Origin of the sequence: Dryocola clanedunensis (assembly GCF_038405435.1) — a bacterium.
GTDB lineage: Bacteria > Pseudomonadota > Gammaproteobacteria > Enterobacterales > Enterobacteriaceae > Dryocola > Dryocola clanedunensis_A.
This window is the reverse complement of record NZ_JBBYHZ010000005.1, coordinates 125,488-142,481: the sequence shown is the minus strand read 5'-3', so window position 1 is coordinate 142,481 and position 16,994 is coordinate 125,488. Positions and strand designations below refer to the sequence as shown.

The 16,994-nt window shown below is 55.4% G+C and carries 12 protein-coding genes and 2 tRNA genes; 7 read left to right on the top strand and 7 right to left on the bottom strand.

All coding sequences use genetic code 11. From position 1 onward, the window contains the following. The 4 genes from AAE045_RS13480 (at position 1) to AAE045_RS13465 (ending at position 4,351) form a co-directional block, all read left to right on the top strand. Positions 1 to 76, top strand: a tRNA-Ala gene (locus AAE045_RS13480). Between the two features lie 43 nt (positions 77 to 119). Continuing rightward, positions 120 to 195 (top strand) — tRNA-Ala (locus AAE045_RS13475). Positions 196 to 475: 280 nt separating this feature from the next. Further along, positions 476 to 2,695, top strand: coding sequence for an EAL domain-containing protein (locus AAE045_RS13470; protein ID WP_455548172.1), 2,220 nt, complete (start codon positions 476 to 478; stop codon positions 2,693 to 2,695). A 21-nt stretch (positions 2,696 to 2,716) separates the two neighbouring features. Further along, entirely contained in the window at positions 2,717 to 4,351 is a 1,635-nt protein-coding gene (locus AAE045_RS13465) for a diguanylate cyclase (protein WP_455548171.1), read from the top strand. A 127-nt stretch (positions 4,352 to 4,478) separates the two neighbouring features. Here AAE045_RS13465 and AAE045_RS13460 read toward each other — a convergent pair whose 3' ends face one another. Continuing rightward, positions 4,479 to 5,666 (bottom strand): NupC/NupG family nucleoside CNT transporter, encoded by a 1,188-nt coding sequence (locus tag AAE045_RS13460; RefSeq protein WP_202304048.1) that lies wholly within the window; start codon positions 5,664 to 5,666, stop codon positions 4,479 to 4,481. Positions 5,667 to 6,003: 337 nt separating this feature from the next. On the opposite strand from AAE045_RS13460, the gene AAE045_RS13455 reads away from it, so the two are divergent. Continuing rightward, positions 6,004 to 7,260, top strand: coding sequence for an Nramp family divalent metal transporter (locus AAE045_RS13455; protein ID WP_348519213.1), 1,257 nt, complete (start codon positions 6,004 to 6,006; stop codon positions 7,258 to 7,260). 36 nt (positions 7,261 to 7,296) lie between these two features. Here the strand turns inward: AAE045_RS13455 and AAE045_RS13450 are convergent, their stop codons facing one another. Further along, entirely contained in the window at positions 7,297 to 7,629 is a 333-nt protein-coding gene (locus AAE045_RS13450; protein WP_202304050.1) for a DUF2502 domain-containing protein, read from the bottom strand. 153 nt (positions 7,630 to 7,782) lie between these two features. Further along, positions 7,783 to 8,772 carry an L-glyceraldehyde 3-phosphate reductase gene (gene mgrA / locus AAE045_RS13445; protein WP_455548170.1) on the bottom strand — a complete coding sequence of 330 codons (990 nt, stop codon included), beginning with the start codon at positions 8,770 to 8,772 and terminating at the stop codon, positions 7,783 to 7,785. 181 nt (positions 8,773 to 8,953) lie between these two features. Between mgrA and AAE045_RS13440 the strand changes: the two genes are divergently transcribed. After that, on the top strand, positions 8,954 to 10,612 hold the full coding sequence (locus AAE045_RS13440; protein WP_455548169.1) for an alpha-keto acid decarboxylase family protein: 1,659 nt from the start codon (positions 8,954 to 8,956) through the stop codon (positions 10,610 to 10,612). On the opposite strand, the gene AAE045_RS13435 is transcribed toward AAE045_RS13440, so the two are convergent. Beyond that, on the bottom strand, positions 10,609 to 11,841 hold the full coding sequence (locus tag AAE045_RS13435) for an ion channel protein (RefSeq protein ID WP_455548168.1): 1,233 nt from the start codon (positions 11,839 to 11,841) through the stop codon (positions 10,609 to 10,611). The genes AAE045_RS13440 and AAE045_RS13435 overlap by 4 nt on opposite strands. A 225-nt stretch (positions 11,842 to 12,066) precedes the next feature. On the opposite strand from AAE045_RS13435, the gene glk reads away from it, so the two are divergent. Further along, positions 12,067 to 13,032, top strand: a complete 966-nt coding sequence (glk, locus tag AAE045_RS13430; RefSeq protein WP_455548167.1) for a glucokinase — start codon at positions 12,067 to 12,069, stop codon at positions 13,030 to 13,032. Between the two features lie 123 nt (positions 13,033 to 13,155). Here glk and AAE045_RS13425 read toward each other — a convergent pair whose 3' ends face one another. The 3 genes from AAE045_RS13425 to AAE045_RS13415 form a co-directional block, all read right to left on the bottom strand. Next, a complete protein-coding gene (locus tag AAE045_RS13425) occupies positions 13,156 to 13,887 on the bottom strand; it encodes a LytR/AlgR family response regulator transcription factor (RefSeq protein ID WP_455548166.1) in 732 nt (243 codons plus the stop codon). Next, positions 13,884 to 15,593, bottom strand: coding sequence for a LytS/YhcK type 5TM receptor domain-containing protein (locus AAE045_RS13420; protein ID WP_455548165.1), 1,710 nt, complete (start codon positions 15,591 to 15,593; stop codon positions 13,884 to 13,886). Before AAE045_RS13420 ends, AAE045_RS13425 begins: the two co-directional genes overlap by 4 nt. Positions 15,594 to 15,750: 157 nt before the next feature. Continuing rightward, a complete protein-coding gene (locus AAE045_RS13415; RefSeq protein ID WP_455548164.1) occupies positions 15,751 to 16,992 on the bottom strand; it encodes a DUF1479 domain-containing protein in 1,242 nt (413 codons plus the stop codon). Positions 16,993 to 16,994: the final 2 nt, after the last annotated feature.

Below are 16,994 nucleotides of genomic sequence, written 5' to 3'. Positions count from 1 at the left end.
GGGGCTATAGCTCAGCTGGGAGAGCGCTTGCATGGCATGCAAGAGGTCAGCGGTTCGATCCCGCTTAGCTCCACCAAATCTTCTCCAGCAAGATTTGCACCGTTTAGACAACCCCTCGTGGGGCTATAGCTCAGCTGGGAGAGCGCTTGCATGGCATGCAAGAGGTCAGCGGTTCGATCCCGCTTAGCTCCACCAAAATATAAAACCCTCGCCTTATGGCGGGGGTTTTTGCTTTCAGGCCTTTAAAAACCTTCTTTTTCAGTGCATTAACTTCCCGAATATATTATTTCGACGTTGATAAATGATATTCATTTTCAGCAAAATAAATCGTTATATGTTTATTTGTATATATATATGTCGTTTACGTAAGGTGTTTTTTTGGACTGTAGGGCGCCTTGCTTTGCACGGAAAATAAACGTATTCTTGCTGTCAATACATCAGGTCGAATTAATACATATCATTAACACCCGCCTTTATGAGTTTTCACAAATTGATTAGAAAATTTTTTATATCACTGGTGTTATGCTTAGTTCTCACGCCGCTTGCGCGCTATATCTCGCCTGAAACAGTGCTTGCCGGGAACAAGGTTTACCTTGCTTATCTTCCACTTAGCCTGATGATTGCGCTGCTTTTTATTTTTGGTCGCGCGGCCGTTGCCCCCCTGGTTATTGGCTCTACCCTCGTTTTCTCTCAGATACTAAAAGTTCCGTTAATACCATTAATTTCATTTGTCGCCTGCTTATTACTACCCTTGTTTTTAGCTTGCCTGATTGCACGCTATTACCTGGGGGCGCGCTGGCGATTTGCTATTACCAATAGAGGTATTGGCGTAAGGATATTCTGGCTAGGATTTTTCGCCCCGTTTAGTATTAAAATTGCGATGTATCTGTGCGGTCTTTTTATTAATTATCCACCATCACTTTCTCCATTCTTCGGCGAAAGTTCGCAAATTTACCAGGTCATCGATCTGCTGAATATGATTGCGGCGGCGATGATTTTCACGATGTTGTTCTACTATCCGCTACGTATGGTGCTTAACCTCCACTATGCACGGGCATTCTGGCGACGTTGCGTATTACGTTACCTGGCCCCTCAGCGACGCCTGAGCTCATTTACCTGGCTCACGACCTGGGTCTGTTTTCTCGTGCTGTTGTGCAGCTCCTATAAAACGACGCTAATAGCGGGCTATCTCGTGCCGCTCATTTTTATTTTGTTTACCCTTGGCATTCGCCACATGGGGCCGAGGCTGATTGCTCTGCTGTGGGGGATTTCCGCCTGGCTGCTGCTGACCTATAACGACGGTTTCCTGCAGGGGGTAAACACAGGTTTTACGCTCGCGTTTACCCTGTCGGTCATTATTTCCTTCACCGTCTGCATGCTCTACATGACGATGATTTTCCATAAGAATGAGTGGATGAAGCGGGTGTACCGGCTGCAGGCGATGACCGACCCGTTGACCCAGCTGCCCAACCTGCGGGCGCTCGAAGAGCATTTCAAATGCTTCCCGACCGGCACCCTGTGCTGCCTGAGAATGTCGAATCTTGAGTTTCTGAGCCGCCACTACGGCCTGATGATGCGCATTCATTGCAAACGTGAAATTACGCAGCAGCTCAAGCCGTGGCTTAACGAAGGTGAGCAGGTTTTCCAGCTGCCGGGCTGCGAGCTGCTGATTTTCCTGCAGGGAAATGAGGCGCAGGCTCGGTTGAACCACATGGTTGATTTGCTGAATAACAAAAAAATACGCTGGCATAACAGCATGCTCGAAATTGAGTACGGAGCGTCTTACTGCCTCGCGAACGATGATTTCGATGAGCTGCACCGCACGCTTGGCCAGCTAAGCTATCTTGCCGAGCAGGCCTGCTCCGTGAAGCAGGTGCTGAGCCTTAACACCGAGGTGGAGGCGGTTTCTGACGAGACAACGGAGCGCGTACTGCTGCTTCACAAAGTCAAACACGCCCTGACGCTTGACGATGAGAAGTCGCTTCAGCTCTATGCGCAGCCTATCGTCGACCGCGATGGCAAAGGCTACAAAGAAATTTTGACCCGCTTGTTCTTTAACGGTGAAATGATTACGCCAGACAGGTTCATACCCATTATTGCGGAATTTAATCTTAGCGTACGGTTTGACATGCTGGTGATGAGCAAGCTGATTACCCATCTGCGCGAGCACGAGACAGATTCGTTATGCGCGCAGTTCTCGGTAAACCTGATGCCCTTTACGCTGATGCAGAAAGATATTGCCCAGCAAATTGTCACCCTGTTTGCGCAGAATAAAGTTCCGACCAGCGCGGTCATCATCGAAGTGACCGAGGAGCAGGCGTTTTCTAATTCTGAAACGTCCGTCCAGAACATCACGCTGCTGCGGGATAACGGTTTTAAAATTGCCATCGACGATTTTGGCACAGGCTATGCTAACTACGAGCGGCTCAAGCGGATGCAGGCCGACGTCATAAAAATCGATGGCTGTTTCATCAAGGATATAGCCTCAAACTCGCTGGATCTTATGATTGTGAAGTCCATCAGCGATTTGGCAAACGCCAAAGGGTTGTGCGTCGTGGCGGAATTTGTGGAAACCCCCGAGCAGCGCACCATCCTGCTGGATCTTGGCGTTCAGTATCTGCAGGGGTATTTGCTGGGCAGACCTGAACCTCTGCAGGACCCTGATCCTGCCTATAGCCAGCAGACGGCGTTATAACATTAAGGGAAGGTAGTCAGCATGACAGCAGCGAACCGTCTGCGTTTACCTCTGGTAAAAACGCTTCGTGTCATCCATCTGTGTTTCATTTTCGTTTTCCTGCTCACTACGTTTCTGTTCTGGCAGCAGGGAGAGCTGTTTAACCATGGATACCGTACCAGCCAGCTAAGCCATCTGGAGAGCGTGATTGCGCGCCTGGAAAGCCGGGCCAAATACAAAATCGACAATCTGCGCTACCTGCAGCGTATTTTTATTGAAGCTATGGACGATCCGCTTTTCCCCGGCAGCGTGCGGATACCCAATGAAATTCGCAATGAACGGGGTGAAGCCTCACTTTTTGTCAGTAACCTGCCGATACCCGACAGGCTATCAAACGATGACGAAAAGAGCCGGGATAGCGCCTCGCTAATTCAGCATGAGCTGTACGCGCTGCGTAAGATCCAGGATCTCTTCCCGCTGGCAAGCGATGCCGGAGAGATGCGCGAAGATATCTATTATATCTCCCGTAAGGGCGAGTTTATCGCGTCGCTTTCTGATGAGACTAACTCACAGCTGGTTCGCAGCTACAATCCCCGCCGCAAAGAGGGGACCTTTATCATGGCCTCTCCGATTTTAAACCCCAAGCGTAAAGCCTTCTGGACACGGCAGAATATTGCCGAGACTCACGACACGCTGGTAAACGGCGCGGTACCGGTCGATTTCAACGGCAAATGGATTGGCCTGCTCGGCGTGGCGATAAGCGACGATAGCATTAAACAGCTGCTCAATGATTCGCTCTCCGAACAGACGCAAAGCAGCTACCAGCTTTTTGACAACCGGCTCATTCCGCTGACCACGCCAGCAGGCGCGCTCAATCAGGTTAAACTTACGCCGAATCAGCTGCGCTTAATTGGCGAAAAACTTGAGCACTCCTCGCGGGGCACGCTGCGCTTTGGGCAGGTATTTGTCACCTTTGGCGCCGTGGGCGGTACCGACAGCGTTATCATCAGCACCCAGACGCTGCGCCAGGGGCTGCACGAGGACTTCGGCCGCTTCAGCGTTCTGTTAGTGGTGATGTGGGTCATCTTTGTACTTTTGCTGTGGGCATTTCACCGGATTATTTGCCGGCTGGTACGCGATATGGGCGTGATGCAGCGCGAAATGCACTGGCATGCTTATCACGACGAGCTGACCGGGGCGCTTAACCGCCGGGGCTTCTTCGAGACCACGGCCCAGCTCAATCCGCAGTACAAAGACTACACGCTGGTGCAGATCGATCTGGATTACTTCAAAAAGGTGAATGACCGCTACGGCCACGGGGTTGGCGATGCTGTCCTCCAGCACGCCACCCAGCGTATTCAGCGGGCTATTCGCGGCAAAGACATCTTAGGCCGCCTGGGGGGAGAGGAGTTCTGCGTCTTCCTGCCGGATACTCATCTGGAAGCCGGGGAAGCCGTTGCGCTGCGCATCAAAAAGCATCTTGAATTCTCATCCCTGACGCTGGGCAACGGCATGAAACTGACGACAACCGCGTCGCTCGGCGTTGCGGCCCACAGCGAGCACGCTGACTACACGCTGGAGCAAATCCAGTCGCTGGCGGACTCAAGGCTCTATCGCGCCAAGCAGCGCGGGCGAAACCAGGTCTGCGCGGACGGCGAAGACGCCTCGCAGGCATAAAAAAACCGGAGCGTAAGGCTCCGGTTACAACTCTTTTCGTAGGCCGGATGAGCGTAGCGTCATCCGGCATAGCTACCGTCACAGGAGGATAACGCTAACGCTTCTCCACCCTACAAATTTACGGCTCTTACAGGAACAGCGCTGCAATCGATGCAGACAGGATGCTCACCAGCGTAGAACCGTAAACCAGTTTCAGGCCAAAGCGGGAAACCACGTTACCCTGCTCTTCGTTCAGACCTTTAATCGCACCGGCGATGATGCCGATGGAAGAGAAGTTCGCGAAGGAGACCAGGAACACGGACAGGATACCTTCCGCGCGTGGAGACATGGTGCTGGCAAGCTTCTGCAGATCCATCATCGCCACGAATTCGTTAGACACCAGCTTGGTTGCCATAATAGAGCCAACCTGCAGCGCTTCGTGCGCAGGTACACCCATCACCCAGGCAATCGGGTAGAAGATGTAGCCCAGAATGCCCTGGAAGGAGATGCCCAGTACCGCCGCGAACAGCGCGTTCAGTGCGGAGATCAGCGCGATAAAGCCAATCAGCATCGCCGCAACGATAATCGCCACTTTGAAGCCTGCCAGAATGTATTCACCCAGCATTTCGAAGAAGCTCTGACCTTCGTGCAGGTTAGACATCTGCAGGTTTTCTTCGCTCTCATCAACGCGGTACGGGTTAATAAGAGAAAGCACGATAAAGGTGCTGAACATGTTCAGTACCAGCGCGGCAACCACATACTTAGGATCAAGCATGGTCATATACGCACCGACGATGGACATGGAAACGGTAGACATTGCGGTCGCCGACATGGTGTACATGCGGTTGCGCGACATCTTGCCGAGGATATCCTTATAGGCGATGAAGTTTTCTGATTGTCCCAGAATCAGCGAGCTTACGGCGTTAAAGGATTCCAGCTTGCCCATGCCGTTCACTTTCGACAGCAGGGTACCGATGAAGCGGATGACGATCGGCAGAATACGGATATGCTGCAAAATCCCGATCAGCGCGGAGATAAAGACGATAGGGCAGAGTACTTTCAGGAAGAAGAAGGCGAGTCCTTCGTCATTCATCTTGCCGAATACAAAGTTTGTCCCTTCATTAGCGAAGGCCAGCAGCTTCTCGAACATCTCAGAGAACCCTTGCACAAAGCCAAGGCCGATTGAGGAGTTGAGGAAGAACCACGCCAGAATCATTTCAATCACTAATAATTGAATAACAAAGCGAATACGAATTTGCTTGCGGTTAGGGCTAACCAGCAAAGCAAGCAGCGCAACCACTGCAAGCGCTAAAACAAAGTGCAGAACGCGGGACATATTTGCTCCAAATATGAGGCAGGTTTAATTTCGTTGCACATTCTATGAAACAAGCAATAAGAAAACGAGACTAATCGCACACTATAGTGATGACATGTGACGCATAGCAAAATTAGTGATCAACCATACATTTCTGCTATGTTAAGTAAAGAAGCTAAAAGTTGCGTCAGCGCACACTCCGCTAACATATCAGGGCGCCGCCGCGATTTTCGTTAACAGCTATGCAGAACCCGAAACTTCCCGCCATTGTTTTCAGCTATCAGAGCAATCCAGACAAACTTTACAGATGAACTTGATAATCATTCTCATTTTGATAGCATGAAACATAGCAAAGGCTATATCTCAGAGGCAGAAGATGACCAACAGTCGTATTGATACCAGCAGTGGAAAAACTGCCCGCAGGCTGCGACTGGCGCTGATGGGGCCGGCGTTCATTGCCGCCATTGGCTACATCGATCCGGGTAACTTCGCCACCAACATTCAGGCGGGGGCCAGCTTCGGCTATAAGCTGCTGTGGGTGGTGGTGTGGGCAAACCTGATGGCAATGCTGATCCAGGTACTCTCCGCTAAGCTCGGTATCGCCACCGGGAAAAATCTCGCCGAACATATTCGCGACCACTATCCGCGCCCCGTTGTCTGGCTGTACTGGATCCAGGCAGAAATTATCGCCATGGCGACGGATCTGGCAGAGTTCATCGGTGCGGCCATCGGTTTCAAGCTCATTCTGGGCGTCTCCCTGCTGCAGGGGGCGGTGCTGACCGGCATTGCTACCTTCCTGATCCTCATGCTCCAGCAGCGCGGCCAGAAGCCGCTCGAGAAGGTTATCGGCGGGCTATTGCTGTTTGTGGCCGCCGCCTACATCGTTGAACTTATCTTCTCGCAGCCGAAATTTATCGAGCTGGGCAAAGGCATGCTCATCCCAAGCCTGCCAACCAGTGAAGCTGTTTTCCTGGCCGCCGGGGTGCTGGGGGCAACGATCATGCCGCACGTTATCTATCTGCACTCCTCCCTGACTCAGCACCTTCATGAGGGAAACCGGGCTGAAAAGTATTCAGCAACCAAATGGGACGTGGCCATTGCCATGACCATCGCAGGCTTTGTGAATCTGGCGATGATGGCAACGGCTGCGGCGGCGTTTCACTTCTCGGGCCATACCGGCGTTGCGGATCTCGACCAGGCCTATCTGACGCTGGAACCGCTGCTCAGCCATGCGGCAGCCACTATCTTCGGCCTGAGCCTGGTCGCGGCGGGCCTTTCGTCTACGGTTGTGGGGACGCTGGCCGGGCAGGTGGTAATGCAGGGATTCGTGAGGTTTTACATTCCGCTGTGGGTCCGCCGGGCAATTACCATGGCACCATCATTTATCGTTATCCTGATGGGGCTGGACCCGACCCGCATTCTGGTGATGAGCCAGGTGCTGCTGAGCTTCGGGATTGCGCTGGCGCTGGTGCCGCTGCTGATCTTTACCAGCAATAAACAGCTGATGGGCGAACTGGTGAACACCAGAATCGTGAAGCAGGCGGGATGGGCAATCGTGGTGGTAGTTGTGGCGCTGAATCTGTGGCTTATCGTCGGGACTTTGCTGGGACTGTAAAAAACCTCTCCCGGAGGGGGAGAGGTTTATAAAATCTTAATGATGGTGTCCGTGGCCGTGTCCGCGCCCATGGCCCCGACCGCGTCCGCGATGGTCGTCACGGTCGTTCCAGCCTGCGCGATATCCTTTCTCATAGCTGTTACGTCCGCGATCCCAGCCGCGGTGGTGGTGCCAGCCACGGTCACGCCATTCATAGTTACGGTGCCAGTAATCGCGGTCGCGCCAGTCGCGGCCGTCCCAGTAATTACCGCGATAATCCTGATCGCCGATGTTTAACTTCACCGATGGCAACAGGGTGATTTCGCCAGCATTCGCGACCAGCGGTGCGGACGCCAGCAATGCAACTGCAAGAATCAGTGACCTGAACATACTCTCTCCTTAACTCACGGTAGCCGCCGGGGCGGCCTGTTAACGCAATATTAAGGGGAGGTAAACAAGTGTTTCATCGGCACAACTCTTAAATCCTTTTTCACAGCACTTTTTGCTAAAATAGCCGAATGTTTCATCGGCTCGGGTAAGCGGTTACACGAGGATAGCTTCGATCTCTGCTTCTTCAGCCGCGCTGAAATGGCGGTTGTTGAGCATGCCCACCGCGTCATCAATCTGGCTGATTTTGCTGGCACCAATCAGCACTGAGGTCACCCTGTCCCCGCGCAGCACCCAGGCCAGCGCCATCTGCGACAGCTTCTGTCCGCGGCGTTCCGCTATGGCGTTCAGCTTGCGGACCTTAGCCAGCTTCTCTTCGGTCAGCTGGTCCGCCTTCAGGAAGATGCTGCCGCTGGCGGCGCGGGAATCCGCCGGAATGCCGTTCAGGTAGCGGTCCGTGAGCTGCCCGCCGGCCAGAGGCGAGAAGGCAATGCTCCCCACGCCTTTCTCCTGCAGGACATCCAGCAAACCGCCCTCTACCCAGCGTTCAAACATTGAATACTTCGGCTGGTGGATAAGACACGGCGTGCCCAAATCGTTGAGGATATCAATCGCCTGGCGCGCAAGATCTGCCGGATAGTTAGAGATACCTACGTACAGCGCCTTGCCCTGACGCACCACGTGATCCAGCGCGCGCATCGTCTCTTCCAGCGGCGTTTCCGGGTCCGGGCGGTGGTGATAGAAGATATCGACGTATTCAAGGCCCATGCGCCTGAGGCTCTGATCGAGGCTGGAAATCAGATACTTGCGGGAACCCCAGTCGCCGTAAGGGCCGTCCCACATGGTGTAGCCCGCTTTCGAAGAGATAATCAGCTCGTCGCGATACGGCAGGAAATCCTCCCGCAGGATGCGGCCAAAATTCTCTTCTGCGGAGCCCGGAGGCGGACCATAGTTGTTCGCCAGATCCAGATGGGTAATGCCGACATCAAAGGCGCGGCGCAGCAGCTGGCGGCTGTTATCGAGCAGCGTGGTATCGCCAAAGTTATGCCACAGCCCAAGCGAAATAGCCGGGAGCTTCAGGCCGCTACGGCCGCAGCGGCGATACTGCATTGATTCATAACGGGAAGGATTTGCCTGGTAGACCATGTTGTTACCCTTGTCAGTGAATGCTCAACCTAGTGTATACGTTTACACAGAACGCGCGACCCTCAGCTTACACCTCGTTTTGCTGTAAATCCTTCTTTCCACACTCTATTTGAGCTATATCCTCGACAGCGATCGCAGATGTCCAATACTCACAGCAGACCCCTGCTGGAAGGAAAATGCCATGCGCTACTGTGTTGCGGACTATCTTCTCGACCGGTTAACGGAATGCGGAATTGCCCATCTATTCGGCGTCCCCGGTGACTACAACCTGCAGTTTCTCGATAACGTCATTGCCCATGAATCCGTTGCCTGGGTTGGCTGCGCCAACGAGCTGAATGCGGCTTACGCCGCAGATGGCTATGCCCGCTGTAGCGGCGCGGCGGCGCTGCTCACAACCTTCGGCGTAGGTGAACTCAGCGCCGTGAACGGCATTGCGGGCAGCTACGCTGAATATCTACCCGTCATTCACGTCGTTGGATCTCCGCGCCTGGCTGCCCAGCAGCGGGGCGAGCTGATGCACCACACCCTGGGCGACGGCGATTTTAACCATTTCGCCCGCATGGCCCGTGAAGTCACCGTTTCGCAGGCTGCGCTGACCCCGGAAAATGCCTGCTATGAAATCGATCGGGTGCTGAAAGAGTCGCTAAGCAACCGCCGCCCCGGCTATCTGCTTCTGCCGAGCGATGTAGCCATGGCTCCAGCAACCGCCCCCGATAGCCCGCTTGAGATCCATCCTGCGTTCGGTGAAACCGCCGTCCTTGATGAGTTCCGACGCGCCGCCCAGGCCAGGCTCTCTGAAAGCCGCAGCGTTGCCCTGCTGGCGGATTTCCTGGCGCTGCGCTACGGGCAGCAAAAAGCGCTCCAGCAGTGGATGGACGACACGCCGCTGCCGCACGCCACGCTACTGATGGGTAAAGGCCTGTTCGATGAAGGGCAGCAGGGGTTTATTGGCACTTACAGCGGAGCGGCGAGCGAGAAGGGGATCCGTGTCGCTATTGAAGAAGCAGAGCTGGTGGTCTGCGTGGGGGTGAAATTCACCGATACCATTACGGCAGGGTTTACCCAGAAGCTGACGCTACAGCAGACGATAGATATTCAGCCCAACGCCACGCGCATTGGCGAACGCTGGTTCAGCGGCCTGCCGATGGCGCAGGCGGTAGAGGTTCTGCACCAGCTCTGCAAGCGCCAGGTTTCCCACTGGCCCGTGCCGGACCAGAAGCCGCCCGCGCTGCCGACCTGCGAAAGTGGCAGGCTGGACCAGCACGCGTTCTGGCAGTCGATACAAAAATTCCTCCGGCCTGGCGATATCATTCTTGCCGATCAGGGGACGGCGGCCTTCGGGGCGGCCACGCTCACGCTGCCTGCGGGTTCGACTTTTATAGCCCAGCCGCTGTGGGGATCGATTGGCTACACGCTGCCCGCCGCGTTTGGCGCACAGACGGCCTGCCCGAACCGCCGCGTCGTGCTGCTGGTGGGGGATGGTTCGGCGCAGCTTACCATTCAGGAGCTGGGGTCAATGCAGCGGGATAAACAGACGCCGGTTATTTTCCTGCTGAACAACGACGGCTACACGGTCGAGCGGGCGATACACGGGGCGGAGCAGCGCTATAACGACATCGCGCCCTGGAACTGGACGCAGCTGCCGCAGGCGCTGCATCTCAACTGCGAGGCGCAGTGCTGGCGGGTAACTGAAACGGTGCAGCTTGAAGAGGCTATGGCTAAAACGGGCGGGGCAGAACGGCTCACGCTTATCGAAGTCGTTCTGCCGAAGCAGGACGTGCCGGAACTGTTGCAGGCCGTCACGACGTCTTTAGCACGCCGCAACGCCCAGGAAGACTAGTCATTATGCCTGTCGACCATCATCACCGGCTTGCCGGCCAGCAGCAGCCAGGCCGGCAGCATAACGATACACAGCAGCGGCAGCAGCTTGATGTCCGGCACCACGGCCATCGCCATAAACAGGCTCAGCCAGCCGTCGCGGGTGACGACTAACACCAGGCCAAGGATGGCGCAGGAGATGGTGATGGCCGCCGGTACCGCCTCAACGTGCTGGTGAAGCATCATTCCCAGCGCCACGCCGACAAACACTACCGGGAAAATGCGCCCACCGCGGAACCCGCAGGCGGAGGCTACGACCAGCGCCGCGAGCTTCACCACCGCAAACATCAGCAGCGTGCCAACGGCGTAGTTCGCCGTGCCGAGCTGGCGCATCTCGTCGAGCCCTTTAAACAGCGTCACTTCGCCGCCGACAAGACCCAGCAGGCCCAGCACGAAGCCACCGGCACCCAGCACCAGCACCGGATGTTTAAGCTTGTGCATCAGGCGATGGGCGTGGGGCAGGCACCAGACGGCGACCATGCCCAGCGCGATGGCGATAGCCGCGACAACCGCCCCGCTGAAGATATCGACCACGTGCAGCTCGGCATATTGTTCGACAGGCAGGGAGAAATCAGGATCGAAGAAGAAGCCCGTGGTGAGGGCGCCCGCCGCCGCCGCCATCAGCGGAGCGAACAACCTGTCCCACATCGGTACTTCGCTACTGCCGTTCAGCATCTGCGAAAAAATAAGCGCTGCCGCAACCGGCGTGCCAAACAACGCGCCGATGGTCCCGGCCGCCGCAAGGATCGTCCAGTCCAGCGACCCGACCTTTGGCAGGATACGCGCGCCAATTGCCACCGCGAGGGCAATATTCACCGCCATAATCGGATGCTCAGGGCCGAGGCTGACCCCACCGGAGAGGCCGAGAATCAGCGCCAGAATCAGTCCCGGCAGCGCCATCACCGGCACGGGAGCGCCAATTAACGGCTCTGTTGCCGGATCTGGCCCCGCGTGCCCAGGCATATAGCGGATCACCAGCCCTACGGCAACGCCGGTCAGGGTCAGCGTCAGAAGGATCCAGATCGGTGAATTAATGTTCATACCGAAGCGAGCCGGCAGCGTAACCCACAGAAAAGTCTGTAAAATGGAGGCGACTTTCATCACCACAATCAATATCAGGCTGGAAAAAACACCGATGATGACAGCCGGAACAGAAAGAACCAGCATGGTTCTGGCTCGCGGATGGAGCATAATCCTTCCTTATTTTTTGCTATTTTAAACGCGCAATTCGTCACTTGTTACAGTCTGACAGAGAACGCCCCTCCACGCTTACGCAAAACGGGCTGAAACGTTCAGGCTAATATGTGATGTAGATCTATAATCCCGGGAGATAACTCAGCGGGGCGTTGTTGTTTTGGCTGGCTAATTTTACAGTGTGGCCAGGACTTATTCTGACTTTAGCGGAGCAGTTGAAGAATGACAAAATATGCTTTGGTGGGAGATGTTGGCGGCACCAACGCGCGTCTGGCACTGTGTAACGTTGAAAATGGTGATATCACGCAGGCAAAAACCTACTCCGGCCTCGATTTTCCGAGCCTGGAAGCGGTGGTGGTGCATTATCTCAAAGAGCACGACGCAAGCGTGACGGATGGCTGTATCGCCATCGCCTGCCCGATAACCGGCGACTGGGTGGCGATGACCAATCATACCTGGGAATTTTCCATCGCCGAAATGAAAAAGAATCTCGGCTTTGACCATCTGGAAATCATCAACGATTTCACCGCCGTTTCGATGGCGATTCCAATGATCAAAGAGGAACACCTGATCAAATTCGGCGGCGGCGAGCCGGTGGAAGGTAAGCCGGTTGCGGTCTACGGCGCGGGCACCGGGCTTGGCGTGGCGCACCTTGTCCACGTTGATAAACGCTGGGTAAGCCTGCCGGGCGAAGGCGGCCACGTCGACTTTGCGCCGAACAGCGAAGAAGAGGGCATTATCCTTGAAGAGCTGCGCGCGGAAATCGGCCACGTGTCGGCGGAGCGCGTGCTCTCTGGTCCGGGGCTGGTGAATTTCTACCGCGCGATTGTTAAATCTGACGGCCGGGAGCCGGAACGCTACGAGCCTAAAGACATTACCGAACGCGCGCTGAACGACAGCTGCACGGACTGTAAGCGTGCGCTTTCGCTATTCTGCGTGGTGCTGGGGCGCTTCGGAGGTAACCTGGCGTTAACGCTTGGCTGCTTCGGCGGGGTTTATATCGCAGGCGGCATCGTGCCGCGCTTCCTCGAGTTCTTTAAAGCATCCGGTTTCCGCGGCGGGTTTGAAGATAAAGGGCGCTTCAGGGATTACGTTAAAGATATCCCGGTCTACCTGATCGTTCACGATCAGCCGGGGCTGCTGGGGGCGGGGGCGCATCTGCGCCAGACGCTGGGGCAGATCCTTTAACCTGCACGAAATAGGGGTGGAGGGCGCCTGCGCTTATCCACCCTACGTAACCAGATGATTTATTGAATCTTGTAGGTCGGATAAGCGCAAGCGCCATCCGACACTTTCACAGCCTTCCCCGCATTACAGCCGCATCAGCTGGCGAAACTCTTTCACCTTGCTGCGGCTCACCGGCACCTGAAAATCTAAATCCCTTAAGCGCAAAATATAGGTGTTGTTAAACCAGGGTTCGATCTCGCGGATCTTGCTTAAGTTCACGCAGTAAGAGCGGTGGCAGCGGAAGAAGTGGCTTTCTGGCAGGCGGCTGCAAAATTCGGTAATATTCATCGGCATCACGTAGGCCTCGCGTCGCGTATAAACAAACGTCATTTTTTCGTGGGCTTCCGCGTAATAGATATCGTTGATATCCGTGACGATAATACGCTCGTCCTTCACCAGGTTAATGGTGAGGTTTTCGCGGCTGCTGCTGACGTGAGCCTGCGGTGCGGTCTGCTGGTGGTGCGCGGCCTCCAGCTTTTGCAGCATGCCAATAATCCGCGACTCTTCATAAGGCTTCAGAATGTAGTCGAAGGCCTCCAGCTCAAAGGCCTCCACCGCGTGCTCTTTCCAGGCGGTGATAAACACGATAAAGGGCTTATGGGCGAACTTGCTGATGTTCTGCGCCAGCAGCACGCCGTCCAGCGACGGGATGTTAATATCGAGGAAAATGGCGTCCACTTCATGATGCTGAAGGTATTTCAGCACGTCCATGCCGTCGTCGAAGGTGGCAACAATATCCATCTGCGAATGGGTTTTAATCAGCCAGTTCAGCTCCTGCTGGGCCAGCACCTCATCTTCTACAATGATCACCTTCATGCTTTCTCTCCTTCCAGCGGCAGCAGCCCCGGCGGCAGGCTGGCGACGGCTTTCGGCACGTAAAACGCAATCTCGGTGCCCGGCTCCAGGCGGCGAATAATCAACCCTTCGCCATAGAGCAGCTTCACCCGGTGATGAACGTTCAGCAGGCCGATTTTGTTGCCCGGCATTTCGTTGGCCTCCACGCGCTCGATGACTTTCGGATCGATACCGTTGCCCGTGTCCCGGACCGCAATACGCACCCGGTTACCGCTCTCTTCCACGCTGAGGGTCACCACGCCTTTCCCTTTGCAGGGCTGGATCCCATGCACGATGGCATTTTCAACCAGCGGCTGGATGAGCAGGCTCGGGATCTTGCACGTCACCTCTTCATCAATATGATAAATCACCGTCAGCTTATCCCCGAAGCGGGCCTGTTCGATGGCGATGTAATCTTTAATCTGGTAAAGCTCGCGCTTGATATCAATCTGCTCGTCGTCATTCAGCTCAATGTTGTAACGCAGATAGCGTGAAAGATTGAAAATCAGCTGGCGGGCGGTGTCCGGATTCATGCGAATTGAAGAGGAAATGGCGTTCAGGGCGTTAAACAGAAAGTGCGGGTTAATCTTGCTTTGCAGCGCCCGCAGCTCGGCCTTGTTCGCCATTTCGCGCAGCTGCTCGGCGCGGGAAACTTCGAGCTGGGTCGAGATTATCTGCGACAGCCCAACCGCCATCTCCTGCAACGTAGAGGTGATCTGGTGCGCGTGGCGATAGTAGATTTTCAGCGTGCCGGTCACCACGCCTTTTTCCCACAGCGGGATGATGATCAGGGAGTGAATTTCCGGGGTGCGGTAGGCTTCGTCGTCGTTGCGGATAATGATTTTGCCTTCGCGCAGCGCCAGCTTGGTGCGCGGGCTGATCCCCAGATCGTTCTGCTTATAGTTCTTCTCACCGACGCCAACGTAGGCCAGCACCTTATCGTTGTCCGTGATGGCAACCGCGTCGGCGCTGATGTCCTGACGAATAATATCGCAGACCTTGCGCAGGGATTCGCTGTTCACGTTGCGAAACAGCGGCAGGGTTTTGTTGGCAATATCCAGCGCCAGCTTCGCCTGGCGAGCCGCGCTGGCCTCCTTTTCCCCTTCAACGCTCTGCACCAGCAGCACGATAAAACCGATGGAAACCGAGCCCAGAATCATCGGCGCGCCGATTTTCGAGACGATATCCCAGCCAAGCTCAATGGACGGCGCCCAGAGCACGACCAGCGTCATGGTCATCGTTTCGCACAGCATGCCGGCGATAATGCCGATGCGCCAGTGCTGCTCTTTCGGCACTTTGCGGTTGATCCACCCGGAGATAAAGCCTGCGGTAATGCTGGTAATAAAGCACGGCACGGCGGTGACGCCACCGATATCAATTAAATAGCGGTGCGTCCCGGCAATCACGCCGGTAATAATCCCCACCCATGGGCCAAACAGAATGCCGCCCGCCATAACGGCGATAATCCGCACGTTGACCAGCGAGCCTTCAACGTGCACGCCGGACCAGGTGCTGAAGAGGGCGAACATCGAGAAAATAGCGGTGACGGCCAGCAGCTCTTTCGGCGTGTGGGCGTTTTTGTGCAGCAGCTCGCGAAACAGGCGGATGCGGATCAGGAAGAAAAGACAAATAAGCATCAGCGCCGCCCGGTCAAACACCGCCAGCAGCATATTAAAAATTTCGTGCACGGGTTACTCGCATGCCTTGGGGGAAGGGGCCATGATAAGGAAATTCTGACGGGGAAGCCAGAACCCCCATGCCGAACACGTGGTGGATGGCACTTTGTTTATCCACCCTACAATTCCCGGATCGTAGGGCGGATAAGCCTGCGTCATCCGCCGAAAACTATTTACCGCCCATCTGCTCAACCCCGGCGGCAGTCAAGTCCGCAGGGGTTGCCCGGCCGCTGAATTCCACCTCGAAATCGTCAGCGGCGAAGTCCGGCGGGGACTTACCTTCTACAAACGCCGGCCACTGACGCTCAAGGTACGCGGCATTCTTCTCGCACCAGGGGGCTGCGGCGATATACATGACGTTGCTGTCGAACTCGCCCAGATGTTCGTTTTCCACCGAGTGGATCACGTCGCAGTGCCAGAACACGGTGTCGCCCGCTTCCATATCAGGAATTGAGGATATCCCTTTTAATAAAAGGGGATGCCACCGTTCGTTAATGGACAGCGCCCGGCCTGGCCAGGCTTCGCAAAGCGAGTCTTCCGGCACGTCATCTTGCAGGGCGCGCAGCAGAATGTAAGCCATGGCGTTGGCAATCGGCAGCAGGTTCAGCGTGCCGCCGTGTTTGCGCTGCGGGCTAAGCGCCGTCCAGCCCTGGAAGGTGCGGAACATGGAGCAGACCGCCGGGGAAGGGAACTCGCGGACTTCCGTGCGGCCTTCTGCGGCAAACGGGTTGTAGCTCTGCCAGTCGCCTGAAAAAACATGGCGGTAAACGTGGCGGAAGTTCTCATCCAGCCAGCGTTCTACGGAGCCGCCGTCAACGTGTGGGGAAAGGCCCAGTGAGGTGGAACGAGGCGGGCGGCGGCGCGTCCGGTCAGCGTAGCTCACTACGCGGTCCGCATCAAAGTGCCGTTTACCGTTGCTTTCCGTCTCCCACAGATTATTGAGGAACACCTGCACCGCTTTCATGCGTTCGTGCTGGCGCGCTTCGACCTGCGGTTTTGACCAATAAATGCCGTAAATCTGCGGCTTACTGGCGGCAAGCGTGCCGAAATAGTAGTCTTCTGCTGCGTTCTTTAGCCTTTCGGTGAAGTTGTTTCTCTCCAGATAATTACCGATCTCTTCGTTCCAGGCGCGGGCCTGCTGCTCCGGGAAAACCCCTTTTACGGTGCAGCATCCGCGCTGGCGAATCAGGGCTTTTTGCTGCTCGCTAATGCGGTTATGGACAATGTCATCGGCATGAATTTGCGGGACGGGGTTTTCTCCGCGATCCAGCTCAGAACGAATGGCGTCGATCTGGCGGCGCATATCCCTTTCCAGTTCGGCGAACACTGCTTTGTAATCTGGGAGCTCTTTTCGAAGTTGTTGTTTAATCTTGCGAATTTCTTGCGGTAGTTCATCGATGTTCAGGTTCATGG